An 18,768-nucleotide genomic window follows, 5' to 3' on the forward strand; every position below is an offset into this window, starting at 1 on the left:
GCGGTGGTTCTCCGGAACCACCGCCCCTCTTCGCGCGTTCAGGACCGCGCGTGGTGGTGCATGACGTGCTTGGTGCGGGAGTAGTCGTCCAGGGCGTAGATCGACAGATCGCGGCCGTACCCGGATCCCTTGAACCCGCCCCAGGGGACCTCGTTCGCGAGCGCCAGGTGCGAGTTCACCCAGACCGTTCCCGCGTCCAGCCTGGCCGGGAGGTCGTGGGAACGGCGGGCGTCGTCGGTCCACACCGACGCCGACAGGCCGTAGGGCACGTCGTTGGCGCGGCGGATCGCCTCGTCCTCGTCGCGGAAGGTCTCCACCGTGACGACCGGCCCGAAGACCTCCTCCCGGGCGATCTCGGCGCCCTCGGGCACGTCCACGAGCACCGTCGGCGCGATGTAGTAGCCGGGGCCTTCCAGCGCGCCACCGCCGAGCACCGCGCGGGCGCCGTCGCGCTGAGCGCGTTCGAGGTAGCCGCGCACCCGGTCGAAGTGCGCCCGGGACACCACGGGGCCGATCTCGACGCCGTCGACGGTCGGTTCACCGGCGGTCAGCGTGGCCGCCTCGCGGACCAGCAGGTCGACGAACCGGTCGGCCACGGACTCGTGCACCAGGACCCGGCACGCCGCGCCGCACTCCTGCCCGGAGTTCCAGAACGCCGCGGTGCGCAGGGTGGAGGCGGCGAGCGCGAGGTCGGCGTCTTCGAAGATCACCACGGGCGCCTTGCCGCCGAGCTCCAGGTGCACCCGCTTGAGCCCTTCGGCCGCTGCGCGGGCCACGGCACGGCCGCTGCTGACCGATCCGGTCAGCGCCACCAGGTCCACGTCCGGGTGCGAGGACAACCGCGCGCCGACGACGTCACCTCGTCCGGTCACGACGTTGAGCACGCCCGGCGGGATCAGGTCGGCGACCAGCTCGGCGAACTTCAGGGTGGTCACCGGTGTCTGCTCGGACGGCTTGAGCACGCACGTGTTGCCCGCGGCCAGGATCGGCGCGATCTTCCACGCCGCCATCATCAGCGGGTAGTTCCACGGCGTCACCACGCCCACCACGCCGACCGGCTCGCGGCGGATGACCGACAGGTGGTCGTCGAGGTAGTCGTCGGCGGCCATCGAGGTGCCGGCCCGCACGGCGCCTGCCATGAACCGGAACGTGTCGATGGTGCCCGCGATGTCGTCGTGGGAAACCGCGAGGGGTTTGCCGGTGTTGGCCGATTCCAGCCTCGCCAGCAGGTCGGCGTGCTCCTGGACCCGGTCGGCGACGGCGTGCAGCACGTCCGAGCGGTCCTTGGGGACGCGCCGCGCCCAGGACGCCTTCGCGGCCACGGCCGCGGCGACCGCCCGGTCGACGTCCTCGGCGGTGCCGTCCGGGGTGCGGCACAGCACCTGCTCGGAGCACGGGTCGACGACGTCGAGCACCCGCCCGGAGGTGGAGTCGACGTACCCGCCGTCGACGAAGTGCCGCGACGGCGCCAGATCCGCCTGCGACACCAGCGGACGCGCATCGCTCGTGCGCCGCACCGACCCGGTCGTCGCGCGGACCGGTGCCGGTGCTCCGAGCGCTCCGGCGGCCTCGGCGGCGACCCGGTCGGCGGTGTCGGCGTCGAGCTCCATCAGCGGGCTGCGCGGGACTCCCACCGGCAGGCCCAGCGAGCCCAGGATCGACTTGACCGCGGAGATGAACGGCACCGTCATCAGGGATTCCATCAGCGGGTAGAGCCGGGACCACTCGGCGCGCGCCCGGTCCAGCTCCCCGGCCTGCAACGCGCGGTGGATCGAAACCAGCTCGGCCGGAACGATGTTCGCACTGCCGACCACCACCCCGGCCGCGCCTTCGGTGAGCGTGGCCAGGATCAGGGTGTCCCAGCCGCCGAAGGTGCTGATCACGTCGCCGTAGCGGTGGATCAGCTGCCGCACCCGCGACATGTCGGCGTTGGTGTCCTTGACGTAGCGGATGTTGTCGACCTCGCGGGCCAGCTCGCCGATCGTCTCGGGGGAGAGGTCCACGCCGGTGACGCCGGGCAGGTTGTAGAGCATCACCGGGATCTCGACGCTCTGGGCGACCGTGCGCAGGTAGTGCGCGGTCTCGGCCTCGCTGAGCGGCTCGTAGTAGGGCGTGACCAGCATGACCACCGACGCGCCGACCTGCTGCGCGTGGCGGGACAGCCGGATGGCCTCGGCGGTGCTCACCGCACCGGTCTGGGCCACGACCGGGACCCGCCCGGCGGCCTGGGCGACGACGGTCTCGACGACCTGCATGCGCTCCTGCTCGCTGAGCACGGCGAACTCGCCGGTCGAGCCGCAGGCGACGAGACCGTCGACACCCCCGTCGATGTTGCGCTCGACCACCCGCGACAGGGCGTCCACGTCGATCTTCCCGTCCGGGGCGAACGGGGTGGGCAGGGCGGTGAGAATTCCGCCCAGTTGCGGCGACATCCTTCGAAAGCTCCTCGGTTCGTCAGCGTTTCGGATCGAATCCGGCGCGCCCGACCGCGCGGTGGTGCTCCCGCACGTCGAGCTCCGACACCTACAGGTGTTCGAAAAATGAACAATACGTTCGCAGAGGAACCTACGGTTGGCGCGCTGCGGGAGTCAAGGTCGCGGAACTCCTTGACTTGCCTGCGCGATCCCTGTCAATGTTTTCGGTCACTACGTTCGGAATATGAACACATATGGAGGGTGGGTCTCCGTGGTGACGTGAGAACCGGCCCGCCTTCGCTGTCAGCGACGAAAGGACGAAGATGTCCGATCCAGGTAGCAGGGACGACCACATCGGAGGGTCGAACGGCGCGCGCAGCCTCCGCGAGGAGGACTGCATCGTCGTCGACAAGCCGGCCCTGATCCGGGCGCAGATCGGCGCCGGAGTCGGCAACTTCATCGAGTGGTACGACGTCGGCGTCTACGGCTATCTCGCCGTCACGCTGAGCAAGGTGTTCACCGAGGGCATGGACGAGAAGGTCGGGCTTCTGGTGACGCTGCTCGGCTTCGCCGTGTCGTTCCTGGTCCGCCCGCTCGGCGGGATCATCCTGGGCCCGCTCGGCGACAAGATCGGCCGCCGCAAGGTCATGCTCTTCACCATCGGGCTGATGGCCGTGGCCACCACCGTGATCGGCGTGCTGCCGGGCGCGGGGCAGATCGGCGTGTGGGCCGTCGTCCTGCTGTACCTGATGCGCATGGCGCAGGGCTTCTCCACGGGCGGTGAGTACGCCGGAGCGGCGACCTACGTCGCGGAGTTCTCCCCGGACCGGACCCGCGGGTTCTGGACCTCGCTGCTCAACAGCGGTTCGCAGCTCGGCTTCGCGGCCGGTGCCGGTGTGGTCGCGTTGACCAGCGGGATCGCCACCCACTTCTGGGGACCGGACGCCATGATCAGCGGTGGCTGGCGGGTGCCGTTCCTGCTGGCGTTCGTGCTCGGCATCATCGCCATCCTGCTGCGCAACCGGGTCGACGAGTCCCCGAGCTTCGAGGCCGCCCAGCAGAAGACCGTCGAGCAGGCGGCCAACCCGATGTTCACCCGCCACAAGCTGCCCGGCGTGCTCAAGCACTACTGGCCGCAGGTGCTCATCGGCATCGCCCTCATCGGAGCCGACGGAGCCTCGTCCTACACGCTGACCAGCTACATGCCCACCTACCTGGAGACCCAGGTCGGCATCGCCTCGGTGCACACCGCGGTCGCCACCGTCGTCATCCTCATCCTGCAGGCCCTGCTGCTGCCGGTGTTCGCGCGGATGTCGGACAAGCTCGGGCGCAGGCCGGTCTACCTGATGGCCGCGGTAGGGAACCTGGTGCTGCTGGTGCCCGCGTTCGCGCTGATGAACTTCGGCAGCACGTGGGCGCTCTACGTCGCGCTGGGGCTGGTGATGATCCCCTCGACGCTGTTCCTGTGCATGAACGCCGCGGTGATGGCCGAGCTGTACCCGACCGCGTCGCGGTACTGCGCGGTCGGTTTCGTGCAGAACATCGCGACGTCGCTGTTCGGCGGCACCGTCCCGCTGGTGTCCCAGCTCCTGGTGGAGCTGACGGGCAACACCTACGCGCCTGCCTTCTACGTCATGTTCTTCTCGCTCATCGCGCTGGGCGCCGCGCTGTTCATGCGGGAGACCGCCTCCCGCCCGCTGCGCGGCTCGGTGCCGGTGGTGTCCACCGCCGGGGAAGCCCGGGAACTCGTCGAAGGCCAGGACCTCGACGAGCGCCTGGACACCTCGACGATGCTCCTCGCCCCGCTGCCCAAGGTCGACGACCGCGTCTGAACCACCCGCGGTGTGAGGGCGCCGGGTCGGCGCCCTCACACCGCGTGCTCCTTCGGGTCGGGCCTACGCTCCGGTCCAGCGGGGTTCTCGCTTGGTGAGGAAGGCGTCGACGCCTTCGGTGGCGTCGGCGGAGTCGCGGGCCCGCGTTCTGGCGAGAGTGGTTCGGGCCCAGTCCGCTTCGTCGTCGGCGGGGTGGGCGGATTCGACGGCGCGCAGGGTTTCGCGGATCGCGATCGGGGCCTGGGCGGCGATGCGCTCGGCCATCGACAGGGATTCCGCCAGCGCCCGTCCCGGTTCGGTGAGGCGGTTGACGAGACCGAGGTCGTGGGCGCGCTGGGCCGGGAGTCGTTCGCCGGTGAGCAGGAGCTCGCGGGCGATGTTGAGCGGCAGGGCGCGCGGGGCCCGGAACAGGCCGCCGCACTCGGCGATGAGGCCGAGGCCGACCTCGGGGAAGGAGAAGTGCGCGGACGTCGAGGCGACGATCATGGTTGCGGACAGCGCGATCTCGAACCCGCCGCCCGCTGCGGCGCCTTCCACAGCCGCGATCACCGGTTTGGTCAGCGCGCGCCCGGCGATGCCGTAGGGCCCGCCGCGCTCGGTGGGCTCACCTGCCCACGCGCGGATGTCGGTTCCCGCCGAGAAGAAGTCCTCGCCGCCGGTGAGCACCGCGACCCGGGCGGAGTCGTCGTCCTCGAACGCGTTGAGCGCGGCGTCCAGGGCCCGGGTCATCTCGCCGTCGAAGGCGTTGCGCTTCTCCGGCCGGTTCATCGTGATGGTCCGCGCCGGGCCGGTGCCCTCCACTCGCACGGTCAACGCCGCCTCCTCACCTGATCAGGTCGAGCACCTCGCGGAAGGCGGGGTGCTCGCTGTCGTGCAGCCATTCGAACACGACCATCTCGGTGGTGACCACGTCGACGCCGTGGTCGCGCATCCGCTCCAGCGCGCGGTCGCGGTTCGATCCGACCCGGCTGGCCACCGCGTCGGCCACCACGGCGACGTCCCGCCCGCGCTCGCGCAGGTCCAGGACCGTCTGCTGGACGCACACGTGCGCCTCGCACCCGGCCACCACGACCGCCCCGGGGCCGGGGTCGATCCCGGCGGCGAAGGACGTCTTCGGCTGAGCCGGTCGCGGCAGCAGCTCGGCGATCTCGCCGACCGTCGGACCCAGTCCCCGGGGGTTCTGCTCGGTCGCCCGCACGTCCACCCCCAGCAGCCCGGCCGCGCGGATCAGGCGAGCCGCGTTGGCCAGCACCGCCGGGCCCTCGGCGATGGCGGGCATGAGCCGTTCCTGCAGGTCCACGACCAGCAGGACGGACGAGTTGGCGCGCAGCACGGGCATGGCCCGACCCTAGACAACTTCGCTCCGCGGTGTCGCGCGGAACACTCGACGGCGGCCGAGGAATACCCCAGGGGGTTTGCTACGTTGGTGTGAGCGAAGGGAGTCACCGTGGAGATGAAGCCGGAGATGGTCGGCGATGCGCTGACGAGGCTGAAGCGGGCACGCGGTCAGCTGGGCGGCGTGATCGAGGCGATCGAGGAAGGGCGCGACTGCGCCGAGGTGCTCACCCAGCTGGCGGCGGTTTCCCGTGCGCTGGACCGGGCCGGGTTCAAGATCGTGGCCAGCGGGATGCGGCACTGCCAGCAGGCCAGGGAGGACGGCGACGAGCCGCCGATGACCGAGCAGGAGCTGGAGCGGCTGTTCCTCGCGCTCGCCTGAGCGAGCGCGCAGTTGATCCAGGGGAGAAGTGCGTCTACTGCATACCCCCTGGGGTATAGGGAGGAGTGAGTGATCGTGACGTCGCTGGACGAGGGGGAACGGCTCGGCGGGCCGACCGTCGAGGTGATCGAGACGTCGTCGCTGGGCGACCGCAGCTACCTGGCCTCCGACGGCGAGGTCGCGGTGGTGGTGGACCCGCAGCGCGACGTGGACCGGGTGCTGGCCGCGGCCGGTCGGGTCGGTGCGCGCATCGTCCTGGTCGTCGAGACGCACGTGCACAACGACTACGTCTCCGGGGGCCTGGAACTGGCCCGGCTCACCGGCGCGGAGTACGGGGTGGCCGCGGCCGACGAGCTGCCCTTCGCGGGCCGCGGGCTGGCCGACGGTGACGTCGTGGAGCTGTCCGCCCGGATGCGGCTGCGCGTGGTGGCCACGCCCGGCCACACGTTCCACCACCTGTCCTACGTGCTGGAATCCGCCGACGGCCCGGTCGGGGTGTTCACCGGTGGTTCGCTGCTGTTCGGCACGACCGGCCGCACCGACCTGCTGGGCGCCGAGCACAGCGAGGAGCTGGCCCGTCACCAGCACAGCTCCGCGCGCAGGCTCGCCGAACTGCTTCCCGACGGGGCGCAGATCTGGCCCACCCACGGGTTCGGGAGCTTCTGCTCCGCCACCCAGGCCTCGGGCGATTCGGCGACGGTCGGGGAGCAGAAGCTCAGCAACCCGGCGCTGACGCTGGGGGAGGGCGACTTCGTCCGGCAGACGCTGTCGGGCCTGGACGCCTACCCGGCCTACTACGCGCACATGGGCGTCCGCAACAGCGCAGGCCCGGCGCCGCTGGACCTGCGCGCGCCCTCCCGGGCCGAACCGGACGCGCTGCGGCAGCGGCTGGACGCGGGCGAATGGGTCGTGGACCTGCGTTCCCGCAAGGCGTTCGTGGTCTCGCACCTGGCGGGCGCGGTCAGCCTCGGCCTGGACGGTCCGATGGCGACCTGGCTGGGATGGATGATCGAGTGGGGTGCGCCGATCACGCTGCTCGGCGAATCCCGCGAGCAGGTCGTCGAGGCGCAGCGCGAGCTCGCGCGCATCGGCATCGACGAGTTCGCCGGAGCGGCGGTCGGCACACCCGACCAGCTGGCCGCGGACCCGGGTCAGGTGCGCAGCACCCGGACCGCGAGCTTCGCCGACCTGGCTGCCGCGCTGCGCGGTGAACCCGGCGATCTGCCCGCTCCGGACGTGGTGCTGGACGTGCGGACCCACAACGAGTTCGCCGCTTCCCATTTCGTCGACGCCGTGCACATCCCGCTCTACGAACTGGCGCAGCGAGTCGACGAGGTGCCCGCCGGTGTCGTGTGGGTGCACTGCGGCAGCGGTTATCGCGCCACGGCCGCGGCTTCCGTGCTGGAGGCCGCCGGACGCGCGGTCGTCCTCGTCGACGACCACTTCGGCAGGGCCGCCGAGGCCGGCGTCCCGATGAGCAGCTGACAAACCAACGAGAGGATTCCCACGGCATGACCCCCTCCGCGTCGACCCCGGTCGATCCCGCGCGACTGCGAGAACTGCTCGGTGACAACCGAGTTCGGTTGATCGACGTCCGCACCCCCGGTGAGTTCGCCGCCGCGCGCATCCCCGGTTCGCACAACGTTCCCCTGGACCTGCTGCGGGAACACCACCACGAGCTCACCGCGCACCACGATGACGACGTGGTGCTGGTCTGCGCCTCCGGCAACCGAGCCGAGCAGGCCCGGGCGGTGCTCGACAGCGCCGGGTGGCACCGGATCAGCGTCCTGCGCGGCGGGATCGCTGCCTGGGAGGACGGCGACGGCGAAGTCCACCGCGGTCGCGGCACGTGGGCGATGGAACGGCAGGTGCGATTGGCGGCGGGGCTGCTCGTGCTCACCGGCGTCCTGGTCAGCACCCGCTACGAGAAGGCCAAGTGGCTGGCCGGATTCGTCGGTGGTGGCCTGACCTTCGCCGCCGTCACCGACACCTGCGCGATGGCCAGGGCGCTGTCGCTGCTGCCGCACAACCGCGCGCCCCGCTCGAACCCCCGGGCGCAACTGGCCGCGCTGACCAACGGATGAGGTGAGCTCCGTTGGTGCTGGCAGCGGTCTTCGGTGCGGTCATCGGTCTGATGCTCGGGTTGCTCGGCGCGGGCGGGTCGATCCTCGCCATCCCCGCACTGGTCTACGGCGTCGGGCAACCCCTGCAGACCGCCATCCCCACGTCCCTGGCCGTCGTGGCGCTGTCGGCGGCGGGCGGGCTGATCCCCCGGCAACGCCGCAGCGCGGTGCGGTGGCCGGTCGCGCTGGTCTTCGGCGCGGCCGGCATCCCGGCCGCCTTCGCCGGTGCCGGGCTCGGACGGGGAATACCGCAGCGCTGGCTGCTGCTGGCCTTCGCCGCGCTCATGCTCGTCGTGGCCGTGCGGATGCTGCGCGGCGGTGACGAGCGCGTCGGCGCCTGCCGCACCCGCGACGGCGGCGTGCGCTGGCGCAGCTGCCTGCCGAAATCCCTGCTGGCCGGTGCGGCGGTCGGTGTCCTCACCGGTCTGTTCGGCGTGGGCGGTGGATTCGTGATCGTGCCCGCGCTCGCCCTGCTTCTCGGGCTGGGAGCGCAGGAAGCCGTGGCCACCTCGCTGGTCGTCGTGCTGATCAACTCGGTCGCCGGGCTCGCCGCCCACACCGGTGCCGCCGAGCAGGTCGACTACGGGGTCCTGCTCGCGTTCGCCGGTGCCGCAGCAGGGGTTTCGGTCGTCAGCGCCCGCGCGTCGAGCAGGCTCGACCCCGCCGCGGTGCGCCGGGGGTTCGCCGTGGTCGTCCTCGCGGTCGCCGTCTTCGTCGCCGCAGCCGCCGTCGTCGATCCGGCGGCGCTCGGCTGAGCCGCTCAGCCGGTGCGCACCGTGCCGAGTTGGGTGCGGTTGAGGTTGGAGTCGGTGAAGCGCTGGGCGACGGCGCGCATGATGTCGGTCATCGCCGAAGCCGCCGGGGTCGGCGGGCGGTTCGCGGTGCGGGCCAGCAGGATTCGGCGGGTCGGGGCCGGAACGTCGTCGGCGAAGTGGACCAGTCGGACGTCGTGCCTGCGGTTGGTCAGGGCCAGGCGCGGGGCGATCGCGATGCCCAGCCCGGCGGCCACCATCGCCTGGGCTTCCTGGTAGTCGTGGGACTCGTAGGAGATCCGGGGTTCGAACCCCGCCAGGCGGCAGCTGCGCCGCAGCACCTCGGCGACCGGGTGGTTGTCGGCGCGGATGATCCACTCCTGCCCGGCCAGGTCGGCGAGGCTGATGCGCGGTTCCTCCAGCAGCTCCGAGTTCGCCGGGACCACCAGCACCGTCGGATCGTCGAGCAGGTGCTCCACCTGCAGCGACTGCTCGTCGGTGCGGTTCCACTCGTAGTCCCACAGCAGCGCCAGCTCGATCTCGCCGGTGTCGAGCAGGTCCAGCAGGTCGTCGAACAGCGCCGAGCGGACCGAGGTGCGCAGACCCGGGTGCTTGCGGGAGAAGCGGGTCAGCGCCAGCGGCAGCAGCGACGCGCTGGCCGTGGGGAACGAACCGAGCCGCAGCGTGCCCCGGTCGAGCTGGGCCAGCGACTCCAAATCCGCTTGCGCGCCCCGCAATTCGCGCCGGATCGCCCGCCCCCGCTCGGCCAGGGCGGCGCCCGCGTCGGTGAGCCGGACGCCGCGCGGCAACCGGTGCAGGAGCGGCTGGCCGACCTCCGCTTCCAACCGGGACATCTGCTGCGAGGCGGCCGAGGGCGTGATCGCCAGGACGTCGGCCGCGGCGGTCAGGGATCCGAGCTCCGCCGCCTCCACCAGCAGCAACACTCTGCGGACGTCGAGCACGGGCGCTCCCAAGAGGTGTTAGTTCAGCTTAAGGATGGGTAAGGATTCGAACATTGTACTGAAGTCAGGGGTCTTGTCAGGGTGAGCGCCAACGATTCGGAGCGAGGAAGAAGGTTGGCGTGCACGTTCCGGCAACGCTGGTCCGCGGCGGCACCAGCAAGTGTTGGTTGTTCGACGAGGCCGAGCTGCCCACGCCGGTGGGCGACATCGAGGCGTTGCTGGTCAACGCCTACGGCGCCGCCGATCCGGTCCAGCTCGACGGCATCGGCGGGGCCACCCCGACCACGTCCAAGGCCGCCGTGGTGCGTCCCTCCGGCACGCCCGGCGCGCACGTGGACTACCTGTTCGCGCAGGTCGGCATCGGGACCGGGCGGGTGGAGTGGGGCAGCAACTGCGGCAACTGCGCCACCGCGATCGCGCTGTGGTCGGTGGCGCGCGGACTGGTCGCGGCCACCGGTGACCGGACGCGGGTGGTCATGCGCAACACCAACACCGGCGCGGTCCTGGAGGCCGAGGTCGACACCCCCGGCGGTCAGGTGCCCGAGTTCGGCACCCAGACCGTTCCCGGCACGCGAGCCGGGGGAGTGGCGGTCGGGCTGACGTTCCTGGACCCGGCCGGCGGCACCACGGGTGCGTTGCTGCCCGGTGGCGAGGTCGTCGAGGACTGGGAGATCGAGGGCCTGCGCGCCCGGGTCACCATGATCGACGCCGGTGCGCCGATGGTGCTGCTGCGCGCCGACGGCCTCACCGGGGCCGAGAACCTCCGCGAGGTGGGTGAACTCGTGGAGCCGCTGCGGCGGTTCCGCCACCGCGCGGCGTTGCGCATGGGCCTGACCGCGCCCGGTGATCCGATCACCGACGCGGTGCCCAAGGTCGGTCTGGTCGGCCCGCCCCGGGACTACCGGACCACGCTCGGCGACGAGGTCTCGGCCGCCGAGCACGACGTGTCGGTGCGGATGCTGTCGATGAACGCGCCGCACCCCGCGATCGGCCTCACCTCGGCCGTCGGCGTGGCCGCGGCCAACCTCCTCGACGGTTCCGTGGTGCACGCGGCCTCCGCTTCGCCCGGCCGCAGTGAACTGCGGATCGCGACTCCAGCCGGTGTCATCGCCGTCACCAGCGGTGATATCACCACGTCAGGACCCGGGCGGGTCACCGTCCGCCGCGCGGCCCGCATCCTGTGCGCGGCCGACATCGTGGTCCCCGAGCCGATTCCCGCTTAGCATTCCGCTGATTCCCATCCCCCAAGGACAATGATGTCTCCTGAGCTGATCTCCATCGGCGCGCTCGGCGTGATGTTCGTCGTCGCGACCCTCTTACCCATCAACATCGGGATCCTCGCCTTCATCGGCGCGTTCGTCGTCGGCACCGCCTCCCTCGGGCTGAGCGAGGACGAGATCTTCGAGGGATTCCCCGTCTCGCTGTTCGTCACCATCGTCGGCGTCACCTACCTCTTCTCGGTGGCGCAGCGCAACGGCACGATCGACCTGCTGGTGCGGGTCGGGATCAGGCTGGTGCGCGGCAAGGCCGCACTGGTGCCCTGGGTGCTGTTCGGTGTCGCGGCGGTGCTCACCGCCTTCGGCACGTTCACCCCGGCCGCGGTGGCGCTGCTGGTGCCGGTCGGCATGAGCTTCGCCTACCGCTACGGCATCAGCCAGCTCATGGTCGGCATGATGGTCATCAGCGGCGCCCACGCCGGTGCGTTCTCGCCGATCGCCGTGTCGGGCGCGCTCGTGCTCGGCATGGTCGACAGCACGCCGCTGGCGGTGTCGCCGCTCGCGCTGTTCCTGGCCAGCTTCGCCTTCAACGCCCTGCTCTCGGCGCTGACGTTCCTGATGCTGCGCCGCTCCAGCCCGGAGGCCGCGCCCGAGCAGATCACCGAGGAGGTCGAGGAGGCCGGCGCCGCGCGAGTGACGTGGCGGCAGGGCCTGACCCTGGTGGCCCTGGCGGCGCTGGTGATCGGGGCGTTGGGCTTCCACATGGAGATCGGGTTCCTCGCGCTCGCGGCCGGTGCGGTGCTCGCCCTGGTGGACATGAAGAACCAGTCGAAGGCCGTCGAGGGCATCAGCTGGCACACGATCCTGCTTGTCGCGGGCATGGTGACCTACGTGGAGATCCTGGAGAAGGCGGGCACGATCGAGACGATCTCGCACGGTGCGGCCGGGATGGGCGCCCCGCTGTTCGTGGCGCTGCTGCTGTGCCTGGTCGTCGCTGTGGTGTCGGCGTTCGCCTCGTCGACGGCGATCCTGACCGCCATCATCCCGATCGCGGTGCCGCTGCTGCTGGCCAGCCACCTCAGCGCGGTGGGGCTGGTGGCCGCGCTGGCCATCTCGACGACCATCGTGGACACCTCGCCGTTCTCCACCAACGGAGCGCTGGTGCTCAGCAACGCGCGCGGCGTTGACCGGGAGCGCTTCTACAAGCGGATCATCGGCTACACGGCGGGAATCGTCGGCATCGGGCCGGTGCTGGCGTGGGGCTTCCTGGTCCTGCCCGCCTCGCTGTGAACCGCCGCTGATGCCGGTCGCGCACGCGCGGCCGGCATCAGCGCGCGGGTAGCACCCACGTCCGGACGTGGCGGACCAGGGCGATGAGCCGGTCGGTCGTGGCGCGGGAGGGATCGACCAGGCGGCGCTGCAGCAGCTCCCGGCCGGAGGCGTGCACCATCCGCGCGGTGTACTCGGGATCGGGGATGCCGGGCACCGCCTTCTCGATCTCCTGCTGCAGGAAGCGCAGCACGAGCTCCTCGGACTCGGCCAGGCGCCGGTGCAGCTGCGGGGGCGCGCCCTGCGGCGGGAACAGGAACAGACGCCAGGTCGCCGGGTGCTCGTCGACGGCGTCGAGCATCCCGCAGAAGGTGCTGATCAACCGGTCCTCGTCGACCTGGTGCGCGGTGGCGCGGGCGAACTGGGCGCTCGCCCGCTCGGACTCGCGGTCGACGAGCGCGACGAACAGGCCCGGCAGGTCGCCGAAGAGCTGGTAGAGCACCGGGCGGGTGATGCCGGCGGCCTCGGCGATGCGGTTCGGGGTCGCCGCGTGGAAGCCGTCGGCGTCCACGATCTCGTGGGTCACGTCGAGGATCTGCTCGCGGCGGTCGACCGCGCTCATCCGCCTGCGCGCGTTGGGGGAGCCGGTCACCCTTGACACTCTAACCGACACCCGTCAACCTCTAAATAACAGGTTGAAAGTTGAGGTGTCACCGATGGCGCTCCACTACCCTGAACTCGCCGAAAGAGCCCGCGCGCAGCGGGAACGGCTCCCGGATCTCTACGGATCGATCGACTTCGACAGCACCCCGCACCGGTTCACCACCGACCCGCAGGTGAAGTCCGACCTCCCCGGCTGGGTGGGCGATCGCGAGACCATCCTCGCCGACGAGCCCGCCGTGGAGCTCATCCGCACCACCACGATGCTCGGCGACGTCGTGGCCGACGCCTACGCCGCCCTGTCCCGGGAACGCGGCGTGAACCCCCTGATCCGGATGCTGCAGCAGGCCTGCCGGTCCGGTGTGGACACCGTGCCCGACGCGCCCGAGGAACTCCGGGCGCTCGTCGCCGCGATGGAGGACACCCCCGACTGGCTCGACATGGACCTGGTCGAGGAAGGCGCGCGCCAGCTGCGCATCGGAGCCGCGTTCCTGTCGCCCTACATCACCCGGGGCGCGTTCCTGGCGACCTTCATCAACACCTACGCCGCGCTGCCGATGGCGCTCACCGGCGCGCTGACCGGTCGCCGCGCGGCCCGGCGGGTCAACGAGACCGCCAACTTCTTCACCGTCACCACCCTGCCCGGCGCGCTGGACCGCTACGGCGAGGGCTTCGAGGCCGCGGCGATGGTGCGGCTGATGCACTCGGTGGTGCGCTGCAACGCGCTGAGCAGCCCCGAGGGCTGGGACCCCGCGGTCTACGGGGTGCCGGTGCCGCAGGCCGACCAGATGCCCGCCGGGCTGATCAACATGTACCTGGCCGCGATGATGGCCACCGGTGCCGGGCGCACCGAGTTCACCGCGCGCGAGCGGGCGATGCTGGAGGTCAGCCGCTACCGCTGCTTCCTGCTGGGGCTGCCCGAGGAGCTGCTGCCCACCACGGCCTCCGGCATCGTCGAGGTCTTCCACGCCCGCGCGGCCACCCTGCGCCGCGGGTTCGACGACGCCACCTGCGGTGAGCTGGTCCGGTCCACGATGGCCGCCGATCTCCGCCCCGGGAAGTCGTTGCTGGACCAGGCGGCCGAGACGGTGGAGCGCAGCTGGAGCCGGGCGTTCTTCCTCGGGATCTGCGGTGGCAACCGCAAGCGGGCCGAGCAGATGAACGTCCCCTTCGGACTGCTCGACGCCGCCTGCGTGGCCACCACGGCCCCGTTCGTGCTGGGTCGGTTCGTGACGATGGCGATCGCCGCCGAGCAGCCGCTGCTGCGCCGGATCGCCGACGGCTACACCACCCGGGTCGTCAAGCAGCGCCTCGCCGAGTACGGCAACGCCGAGTACACGACCCACGCCGCCACCTACCGCCGCCGGGAGGTCACGACCCGGTGAGGTCGGCGGCGACGTCCCTCGTCCCGTACCCGTCCGGTGCCGCGACCTCGGTGACGGGTTCGGGGCGGTCGTCGAACTCCAGCCGCAGCGCCTTGGCGATCGTCGCGTGCATCTCGTACATGCAGGTGATGTAGGTCAGCTGCAGGATCTCCGGCTCGGTGAGGTGCTCCCGCAGCAGGTCGAACACCGCGTCCGGGACGCGGCCGCCGTCGAGCACCAGCGCGTCGGTGTAGGCCAGCACGGCGCTTTCCACCGGCGAGTAGCAGTCGGCGACCTGCCAGGACGGCAGCGCGGCGATCTTGTCCTCGGCCACGCCCAGGGCCCGCATCTGCTTGCAGTGCTGGGAGAACACGAAGCGGCTCCCGCGCGCCCAGCCCGCCCGGCACTGCCCGAGCTCGCGCAGCACCGGGTCCAGCGCGGACTCCCGGTAGAGCGCGAAGCCCCGCACCGCGTGCCGGAACACCTCGGGGGACTGGGCGAACACCGTCCACCAGTCACCGGGCGAGCCGGTCGCCGTGCCGTGCTCGACGGCCGGGTCCCGGTCGGGGCCGAAGAGCCGGTCGTAGAAGAACAGGATCCGCTCATCGGTGACCTCGGCGCGCGGAACCTCACGCAGGCGCGGCATGGTGCTCCACCACCGTCCGGTCGGCGGCGGTCTTGGGCGCGTGCGAGACGTCGGCGTCGGTGAACCGCCTGGTCCAGCAGGCGAATTCGAGCAAGACGCCGTCCGGGTCCTGGAAGTAGAACGACCGCACGAAGACGCCGTCGTGCATCTCGCGGGCCACCGTCGACGGGCTGTCGTCGTGGTTCAGGATCGGGCTGACCTCAACGCCCTTGTCCCGCAACCGATCCCGGTACTCCTCGAACTTCGCGGCCGGCACGTGGAAGGCCACGTGGTTCATCGACCCGACGGCGCTGAGCAGCTCGCCCTCGCCGGGGCGCGAGGCCGGTGCCGAGATGCCGGGGGCGGCGTCGGGAGCGTCCGGGAACCAGAAGAACGCCACGCAGTCCCCGCCGCCGCAGTCGAAGAAGAAGTGCTGGCCGGAGCCGCCGGGCAGGTCGATGGTCTTGATCAGCGGCATGCCGAGCACGCCGCTGTAGAAGTCGATGGTGCGCTGCATGTCGGACGAGACGAGCGCCAGGTGGTTGATGCCACCGAGCTCGAACTCCGGATTGGTCGTCGGCATGGACGCCTCCGTTGTTGACTTGACAGTCATATCAACTTTTCAGACCCTGTGATCGTGAGCCGGTCCGCTCCGGCTTGTCAAGGTTCGAGGGGAGGGGAAAATCGTGTCCAGCAGCGAGGATTCACCCGTCCAGCCGCTGACCGAGCGCGGTGCCCGGACCCGCGAGAAGCTGCTGGCCGCGGCCCGGGAGGTGTTCGAGGAGCGGGGTTTCCCGGACACCCGGATCGCCCACATCGCCGAGCGCGCCGGAGTCGCCTACGGCTCGTTCTACACCTACTTCCCGTCCAAGCAGGCGGTCTTCCTGGAGCTGGCGGACCGGTTGTTCGCGGAGATGACCGACCGGCGCGCGCTGCCCGCGGGCCGGTCCCCGGCGGCGCGGATCCGGCGGGCCAACCGCGCCTACTACGAGGCCTACCTGCGCAACGCGCGGATGATGGCCATCGTCGAGCAGGTCGCCACGCTCGACGAGGAGTTCCAGGAGCTGCGGCGCAAGCACCGCGCCCAGTCGATCACCCGCACGGCCCGCGCGCTGCGCCGCTGGCAGCGGGACGGCTCGATCCCCGGCGACCTGGACCCGGAGCTCACCGCCCGGGCCCTGGCGGCCATGATCGACCACTCGCTGTACCTCGGGATCGTCCAGGGCGACGACCCGACCGGCACCGAGCGCCTCCTGGACACCCTCGACCTGCTCACCCACCGTGCCCTCGGTCTCCCGTCCGAGACCGGGGGAGGTGCCGTCGGGTAGCTTGCGGCGACGGTTCGGCGCGAGATCGCGCCGAGCGAGCTGCGTGAGCGGAGCGGAGTGACCGATGGCGGACCGGATCTTCCTCGACAAGCAGACGCCCTCGGCGTTCAAGGCGCTGTCGGCGACGGCGACGGAGATCCGATCGCGCGCGCGTGAGATCGGCCTGGACCGGGTGCTGCTGGAACTGGTCAACATCCGCGCGTCCCAGCTCAACGGCTGCGCGTTCTGCCTCGACCGGCACACCCGCCTCGCCCTGGAGGCGGGTGACACCCCGGAGCGGCTGGGGGTGCTGCCGGCCTGGCGCGAGACCGAGCTGTTCACCGACAAGGAGCAGGCTGCTCTGGAGCTCGCCGAGGCCGTGACGCTGGTCGCCGCGCAGCGGCCCGGCCAGGACACCAGCGATCAGGTCCGCGCGGTCCTGTCGGACGACGAGGTCTCGGTGATCACCTGGGCCGCGATCACGATCAACGCGTTCAACCGCGTCTCGATCCTCTCCGGCCACCCGGTCCGCCGACGCAGCGCGAACTCCTGACGAAGTCGGACGTGGTGGGTACCGTGTTGGGAAATGCCCGTCATGCGGGGTTGTTCGTGGGTCACGTTGGGGAGGCGTCACTTTCGCCACTCCTGACCCGGATGCACCGCCGGAATCAGGTGTTTCGCGAACGGTGAGCTGGGAAGCGGATCTGCAAGCCGGATGATCTTCACCTGAACAGGGGGCGGATTTCGGGTATTTCGCCCCTGTCCAGGCGTGGAGTGATGCACGGTACGTAGTGGAGTCTGGCGATCACGGGGTGCGATGCGGAGACTCAGGGTCATGTCGCAAGCACCGACTCACACTCCGTACACCCCGGCCCAGTACGAGCGTCCGCGCAACGACCACCCCTTCAGCTACAACCCGTGGGGTGCCCCCGAACGCGAACCCGAGCGCGAGCGCGAACCCGAGCAGAAGATCGCAGCGGCACCCGAGCACTCCGCCCCGCGTCCCACGCTGCGCGGGGTCGAGAAGCTGCTGCGCCCCTCCGCCAAGAAGCGCGGCATGACCGCCGTGGTCCTCGGCGCCGCCCTGCTGAGCAGCGGGGCCACGGCCGCCGCCACCTACGGGCTCGTCTCCCACGTCGCGCAGCCCGCAGCCTCCCCGCAGGCGACCGCGGCGGCGGTGCAGCCCAGCGTCGTGTCGCTGGAGCTGAACGGACCGGAGGGGCGGAGCACCGGCAGCGGTGTCGTCCTCGACGAGGGCGGGCGAATCCTCACCAACAACCACGTGGTGGCCAAGTCGGGCGGCGCGCCCGTGACCGTGACGTTCAACGACGGCCGGAAGGCGCAGGCGCGCGTCCTGCAGCAGGACGCCGGACGCGATCTGGCGGTCGTCCAGGCCGATGGCGTGCGGGACCTGACGCCCGCGAAGCTCGCCTACGGTTCCGACGTCGAGGTCGGCCAGCAGGTCATCGCGATCGGCTCGCCGCTGGGACTGTCCGGCACCGTCACCAGCGGCATCGTCAGCGCGCTGCACCGCAGCGTCCCGACCGGCGAAGGCCCCGGACTGGGTGATGCCATTCAGACCGACGCGGCGATCAACCCCGGCAACTCCGGTGGTCCGCTGGTCAACATGGACGGCGAGGTCGTCGGGATCAACACCGCCGTCGCCAGCGGCAAGGGCGGCTCCGAAGCAGCCGGTCTCGGCTTCACCGTCCCGATCGACCAGGCGCGCGGGCTCGTCGACGGTCCCGCGCGCTGAGTCACCCCTCGTGCCCGCGCGGGCGCACCCCGTGATCGGCGAGGTGCTCGCGGATCTGCTTGCGGGCGCGGTGCAGCCGGCTGACGACCGTCCCGATCGGGACGTCGAGCGCGAGCGCGGCCTCGGCGTAGGACAGGCCCTCGATGTCGACGAGGTCGACGACCTTGCGGTTCGGCTGGCGCAGCGCGCCCAGCGCCTGCTCGACGGCGTCGTCGAAGGCGTCGTCCACCACGACGTTCTCCGGTGACCCGTGCGGGTCGAGATCGCGGAGGTCGTCGTCGCGCTCCGCGGAGGCGAACATGAGCAGCGGGGTGCGGCGGCGAATCCTGCTGATGTGCGTGTTGTGCAGGATGCGCAGCAGCCACGCGCGCGGGAAGTAGCCGTCGAAGGCGGTGATGCCCCGGTAGGCCCGCAGGAGGGTCTCCTGCGCGAGGTCCTCGGCATCGGCGGGCTGGTCGGTGAGCGACCGCGCCACCCGCAGCAGCAGCGGGATCTCCGGGACGATGTAGTGATCGAACCGCTGCTGCTTCTCGACCACGGAGAAAGTGTCGGCCTTGTCCACGGTCTCGACACCCCCTTCTGCGCGGAAGAGCGGGCTCCCGCCCGGTGCCGGTCGTGTTCTTCTGGGTTGCGATCCGGTTCACCAAGCAGCATCGCGGGTATCCGGCGAAGGGCACAGGGCAGAAAGTCATGCCCCGGAAAGTCGGAGGGGGTGCCGGTGCGCGAAACCCGGAGCGCGTGGTGAAACCCCGTGTAGACTGGGAGGGTCT

19 protein-coding genes are annotated in these 18,768 nt (G+C 71.1%); 11 read left to right on the top strand and 8 right to left on the bottom strand.

Features of this window, described 5'->3' with window-relative positions:
* Nucleotides 1-38 precede the first annotated feature (38 nt).
* A complete protein-coding gene (dapA, locus tag QFW96_RS03530; protein WP_281454047.1) occupies nt 39-2,432 on the bottom strand; it encodes a 4-hydroxy-tetrahydrodipicolinate synthase in 2,394 nt (797 codons plus the stop codon).
* 305 nt (nt 2,433-2,737) lie between these two features.
* Between dapA and QFW96_RS03535 the strand changes: the two genes are divergently transcribed.
* Nucleotides 2,738-4,246, top strand: a complete 1,509-nt coding sequence (locus QFW96_RS03535; RefSeq protein WP_281454048.1) for an MFS transporter — start codon at nt 2,738-2,740, stop codon at nt 4,244-4,246.
* Nucleotides 4,247-4,309: 63 nt separating this feature from the next.
* Here the strand turns inward: QFW96_RS03535 and QFW96_RS03540 are convergent, their stop codons facing one another.
* A complete protein-coding gene (locus tag QFW96_RS03540; protein ID WP_281454640.1) occupies nt 4,310-5,053 on the bottom strand; it encodes an enoyl-CoA hydratase-related protein in 744 nt (247 codons plus the stop codon).
* A 16-nt stretch (nt 5,054-5,069) separates the two neighbouring features.
* Complete coding sequence (locus tag QFW96_RS03545; protein ID WP_281454049.1) at nt 5,070-5,585, bottom strand: isochorismatase family protein; 516 nt, start codon at nt 5,583-5,585, stop codon at nt 5,070-5,072.
* 108 nt (nt 5,586-5,693) lie between these two features.
* Here QFW96_RS03545 and QFW96_RS03550 point away from each other — a divergent pair, with 108 nt between their 5' ends.
* The 4 genes from QFW96_RS03550 (at nt 5,694) to QFW96_RS03565 (ending at nt 8,841) form a co-directional block, all read left to right on the top strand.
* Nucleotides 5,694-5,963 (top strand): metal-sensitive transcriptional regulator, encoded by a 270-nt coding sequence (locus QFW96_RS03550; RefSeq protein WP_281454050.1) that lies wholly within the window; start codon nt 5,694-5,696, stop codon nt 5,961-5,963.
* A gap of 75 nt (nt 5,964-6,038) precedes the next feature.
* Complete coding sequence (locus tag QFW96_RS03555) at nt 6,039-7,448, top strand: rhodanese-like domain-containing protein (RefSeq protein WP_281454051.1); 1,410 nt, start codon at nt 6,039-6,041, stop codon at nt 7,446-7,448.
* A 26-nt stretch (nt 7,449-7,474) separates the two neighbouring features.
* Entirely contained in the window at nt 7,475-8,047 is a 573-nt protein-coding gene (locus QFW96_RS03560; RefSeq protein ID WP_281454052.1) for a rhodanese-like domain-containing protein, read from the top strand.
* Nucleotides 8,048-8,058: 11 nt separating this feature from the next.
* Entirely contained in the window at nt 8,059-8,841 is a 783-nt protein-coding gene (locus tag QFW96_RS03565; RefSeq protein ID WP_281454053.1) for a sulfite exporter TauE/SafE family protein, read from the top strand.
* Nucleotides 8,842-8,846: 5 nt separating this feature from the next.
* Here the strand turns inward: QFW96_RS03565 and QFW96_RS03570 are convergent, their stop codons facing one another.
* Entirely contained in the window at nt 8,847-9,800 is a 954-nt protein-coding gene (locus QFW96_RS03570) for a LysR family transcriptional regulator (protein WP_281454054.1), read from the bottom strand.
* Nucleotides 9,801-9,919: 119 nt separating this feature from the next.
* Between QFW96_RS03570 and QFW96_RS03575 the strand changes: the two genes are divergently transcribed.
* A complete protein-coding gene (locus tag QFW96_RS03575) occupies nt 9,920-11,023 on the top strand; it encodes a PrpF domain-containing protein (protein ID WP_281454055.1) in 1,104 nt (367 codons plus the stop codon).
* A 33-nt stretch (nt 11,024-11,056) separates the two neighbouring features.
* A complete protein-coding gene (locus tag QFW96_RS03580; protein WP_281454056.1) occupies nt 11,057-12,307 on the top strand; it encodes an SLC13 family permease in 1,251 nt (416 codons plus the stop codon).
* A gap of 37 nt (nt 12,308-12,344) precedes the next feature.
* On the opposite strand, the gene QFW96_RS03585 is transcribed toward QFW96_RS03580, so the two are convergent.
* The gene (locus QFW96_RS03585; RefSeq protein WP_281454057.1) at nt 12,345-12,938 is read right to left on the bottom strand and encodes a TetR/AcrR family transcriptional regulator; all 594 of its coding nucleotides are present in this window, start codon (nt 12,936-12,938) and stop codon (nt 12,345-12,347) included.
* A gap of 64 nt (nt 12,939-13,002) precedes the next feature.
* Here QFW96_RS03585 and QFW96_RS03590 point away from each other — a divergent pair, with 64 nt between their 5' ends.
* A complete protein-coding gene (locus QFW96_RS03590; RefSeq protein ID WP_281454058.1) occupies nt 13,003-14,331 on the top strand; it encodes an oxygenase MpaB family protein in 1,329 nt (442 codons plus the stop codon).
* Here the strand turns inward: QFW96_RS03590 and QFW96_RS03595 are convergent.
* Both QFW96_RS03595 and QFW96_RS03600 read right to left on the bottom strand, forming a co-directional pair.
* On the bottom strand, nt 14,318-14,956 hold the full coding sequence (locus tag QFW96_RS03595; protein ID WP_281454059.1) for a carboxymuconolactone decarboxylase family protein: 639 nt from the start codon (nt 14,954-14,956) through the stop codon (nt 14,318-14,320). The genes QFW96_RS03590 and QFW96_RS03595 overlap by 14 nt on opposite strands.
* On the bottom strand, nt 14,940-15,518 hold the full coding sequence (locus QFW96_RS03600) for a VOC family protein (protein ID WP_281454060.1): 579 nt from the start codon (nt 15,516-15,518) through the stop codon (nt 14,940-14,942). The genes QFW96_RS03595 and QFW96_RS03600 overlap by 17 nt, the downstream gene beginning before the upstream one ends.
* Nucleotides 15,519-15,621: 103 nt before the next feature.
* On the opposite strand from QFW96_RS03600, the gene QFW96_RS03605 reads away from it, so the two are divergent.
* The 3 genes from QFW96_RS03605 to QFW96_RS03615 all read left to right on the top strand — a co-directional run bounded on the left by QFW96_RS03605 (nt 15,622) and on the right by QFW96_RS03615 (nt 17,998).
* Nucleotides 15,622-16,263, top strand: a complete 642-nt coding sequence (locus tag QFW96_RS03605; protein ID WP_281454061.1) for a TetR/AcrR family transcriptional regulator — start codon at nt 15,622-15,624, stop codon at nt 16,261-16,263.
* Nucleotides 16,264-16,327: 64 nt separating this feature from the next.
* A complete protein-coding gene (locus QFW96_RS03610) occupies nt 16,328-16,795 on the top strand; it encodes a carboxymuconolactone decarboxylase family protein (protein ID WP_281454062.1) in 468 nt (155 codons plus the stop codon).
* 282 nt (nt 16,796-17,077) lie between these two features.
* Nucleotides 17,078-17,998, top strand: coding sequence for a S1C family serine protease (locus QFW96_RS03615; protein ID WP_281454063.1), 921 nt, complete (start codon nt 17,078-17,080; stop codon nt 17,996-17,998).
* A gap of 1 nt (nt 17,999) precedes the next feature.
* Here QFW96_RS03615 and QFW96_RS03620 read toward each other — a convergent pair whose 3' ends face one another.
* Nucleotides 18,000-18,560, bottom strand: coding sequence for an RNA polymerase sigma factor (locus QFW96_RS03620; protein WP_281454064.1), 561 nt, complete (start codon nt 18,558-18,560; stop codon nt 18,000-18,002).
* Nucleotides 18,561-18,768 lie beyond the last annotated feature (208 nt).

The sequence above is a fragment of the Saccharopolyspora ipomoeae genome, assembly GCF_029952525.1.
GTDB classification, from domain to species: domain Bacteria; phylum Actinomycetota; class Actinomycetes; order Mycobacteriales; family Pseudonocardiaceae; genus Saccharopolyspora; species Saccharopolyspora ipomoeae.